This is a genomic window from Phormidium pseudopriestleyi FRX01 (genome assembly GCF_017313335.1).
Lineage (GTDB): Bacteria > Cyanobacteriota > Cyanobacteriia > Cyanobacteriales > Laspinemataceae > Laspinema > Laspinema pseudopriestleyi.
Window position 1 is genome coordinate 1 of sequence record NZ_JAFLQW010000666.1, and the last position, 3087, is coordinate 3087.

3 protein-coding genes are annotated in these 3087 nt (G+C 47.6%); 1 reads left to right on the forward strand and 2 read right to left on the reverse strand.

Features of this window, described 5'->3' with window-relative positions; translation table 11 throughout:
- Nucleotides 1-154 precede the first annotated feature (154 nt).
- Complete coding sequence (locus J0895_RS24920; protein ID WP_207090676.1) at nt 155-550, forward strand: pentapeptide repeat-containing protein; 396 nt, start codon at nt 155-157, stop codon at nt 548-550.
- A 175-nt stretch (nt 551-725) separates the two neighbouring features.
- Here J0895_RS24920 and nth read toward each other — a convergent pair whose 3' ends face one another.
- Nucleotides 726-1403, reverse strand: coding sequence for an endonuclease III (nth, locus tag J0895_RS24925; RefSeq protein ID WP_207090677.1), 678 nt, complete (start codon nt 1401-1403; stop codon nt 726-728).
- Nucleotides 1404-1465: 62 nt separating this feature from the next.
- Nucleotides 1466-2554 (reverse strand): RIP metalloprotease RseP, encoded by a 1089-nt coding sequence (rseP, locus tag J0895_RS24930; RefSeq protein ID WP_207090678.1) that lies wholly within the window; start codon nt 2552-2554, stop codon nt 1466-1468.
- Nucleotides 2555-3087: the final 533 nt, after the last annotated feature.

Genomic DNA, 3087 nt, shown 5'->3' on the forward strand with positions numbered 1-3087 from the left:
CATTCCTATTCAGTTTTTAAAGGAGTAGGGTGGGCATTGCCCACCTTCTGTTCGGTGGCTTCACCACCCTACAATTGCTACAATTGCTATTTTATTTTTTGGAGTTCCCTTAGAAGATTTTATTTTTTGGAGTTCCCTAATAAAGATTAAATTTATGAAAACTGCCAAAACTCAACTAGAAGCAAATTGTACCTCAAATCTTCCTAAACTTCCAGTTAATCCATTAGAAAAGTCTGAACACCACAAATATAACTCTAATTTTGCAAATGCCATCCTCAAAGGAGTTGTCTTTACGGGAGCCAATTTGAAAAAAGCTAATTTGATTCGCACTAATTTATCTGGAGCCGATTTGCAAGGAGCAGATTTGCAGGGAGCAAATTTATCTGAATCCAAGCTTTGTGAAGCCAATTTAAGTGGGGCAAATTTAACGAATGCCAATTTAACAGGGGCCGATTTGAGAGGGGCCGATTTAACTGGCGCAATCATGCCAGACGGAACGGTTTTTAACCCCAATCACCATTTATCTTCCTTGAACAAAGGTGAGGTTTGACAAGATTTTATGTCAATCCCCGAATCAGTTAAAGTGGTGAATAATAATCCAGTAACGACTTCAGTCGTTACTACAAAAAAGAGAACAGGTTTATTCGTTCGTAGTAAAGACTTTAGTCGTTTCTTTATTTCCTCAATAATCACTGAAAATCAATCAGTCTTAATGCTGGAGAAAACTACCCCAATACATTAGAAAGCAGACGGAGATCGGCTGCTGGACATAAATCTGCTAACTCACAGCGATCGCAAGCGGGATTCCTCGCTGTACAAACCGCTCGTCCATGATAAATCAGCCGAATCGACCAATTTTCCCAATCTTCCTGGGGAAGTAGGCGAATTAAATCCCGTTCTATCTTCACCGGGTCTGTATTTTCCGTCAATCCTAACCGATTGGATAACCGCTTAACATGGGTATCCACCGTTACGCCCTGATTAATCCCATAAGCATTCGCCAGGACCACATTGGCTGTTTTTCGGGCAACTCCCGGCAACTCCACTAGCAATTCCATCCGCTTTGGCACTTGATGATTGTGTTTTTCAACGATCGCCCGACAAGCGCCTTGAATATTTTTCGCCTTATTCCGATAAAACCCCGTCGAACGAATTAACTGTTCCAACTCCTCAATATCCGCACGGGCGATCGCCTCAGCATCCGGAAACCGTCTAAACAACTCCGGAGTCACCAAATTTACCCGCTCATCCGTACATTGTGCCGATAAAATCGTAGCCACCAATAACTGCACCGGCGTCTCATAATTCAGCGTACAGTCCGCCTCCGGATATAATCGCTTCAGCCGAATTAAAATCTCGATCGCCCGTTGCTTCGTCGCCGCCCACTTCCGAGTAATATTCATGGTAAAAACTTGCCAAACGAATGAAGGATGACGCCATCATTGCCGTTCATCCTCCATTACCTTTATTGAAATAACTGTTGGACCCAACCTAAGTTAGCTGTATCCCGAACAATCAAGAAAACACCCAAACCCAACAGCAACATTAACCCGGTTTGCATCACCCCATCTTGAATATGAGTCGGCAACGGTTTACCGCGCAACCCTTCAATTAACAAAAATGCCAACTGACCGCCATCGAGGGCCGGAAGAGGCAAAATGTTAATAATCGCTAGGTTAATGCTAATTAACGCCGCAAATCGGAACAGATTTCCCGCATCAGACTTGGCAATATTTGCCCCGATCGCCACGATCGCCACCGGACCCGACACTTGATCCGCCGTTTCTCGGAAATTTCCAATTAACTGTCCAAATCCTTGCACCGTCAACACCGTAATCCGTTGAAACTCAACCGCACCCTCCCCAAACGCTGCCGGAATACTCCCGGCGCGGTGACGAATCAGGGTCCCGTGAGGAGCCAGTTGCACGCCAATAATCCCTTTCCCGCTTTCATCGCGTTCCGGGGAAATCGGCACTCTAAAGGTTTCATTCTGCCGCTGCACCTGAAGTTCCAAAACTTGCTCCGGATGGGTTTGGATAATCTCCATCAGGGACCGAACCGCTTGTGCAGAAGCGTCTAAGTCCTCTCCATCAGCTTGCAATATAATATCATCGGCCTGAATCCCCGCCCGATGAGCCGCAGTTTCCTCCGACATCACTTGGGCAATTTTTACCCCCGGTTGATAGTCAAAGTCTTGCACCCCCACCGTCGCCACCTGTGTCACCAATAACAAATAGGCAAAAATCAGGTTAGCGATCACCCCGGCACTAATCACGATCGCCCGGTCCAGGATCGGGCGATTGCGGAGCAAATTCGGGTCATCGGGAGGAATTTCGCTCTCGGGATCATCATCGGGAAAGCCAACATACCCCCCCAAGGGAATCCCGCGTATGGCATATTCGGTTTCTGGGCCTTGGTATTTCCATAAAATTGGCCCAAATCCGATTGAGAAACGATTAACGTGAATGCCCTGTAATCGGGCCGCCATGAAGTGTCCCAGTTCGTGGACGAAAATAAGCATCGCCAGAACCGCGATCGCTGCCAATACTGACATTACAAACCCCAGTTAAACTCCGTTACTACCACAGACTGCCTCAATGAGTCAGTCTTCACTAATTATTGGGACTTACGCAGTCCATCAGTCCGATGAGCATTGCCCACCGGACCCGACTCAATCGGGAGATTATGCGTAAATCCTGACTTATTGTTATTTTAGGCTGCCCAGTCGGTTTCTGCCGATGGGGAGGATGGGGAGGATGGGGGAGATGGGGGAGACTTACAATAGTAGGTTTTTCACGCATAAGAGCAGCGACGGTTCCCGGACCTTGGCAAGGTCCGGGTTAGGGTGGGGTGTCGGCGGTGACGTAGGTGGGCAATGCCCACCTTCTGTTCGGTGGCTTCACCACCCTACAATTGCTATTTTATTTTTTGGAGTTCCCTAAGAGCAGCGACGGTTCCCGGACCTTGGCAAGGTCCGGGTTAGGGTGGGGTGTCGGCGGTGACGTAGGTGGGCAATGCCCACATAGCTGTTCGGTGGCTTCACCACCCTACAATTGCTATTTTATTTTTTGGAGTTCCCTAAGAGCA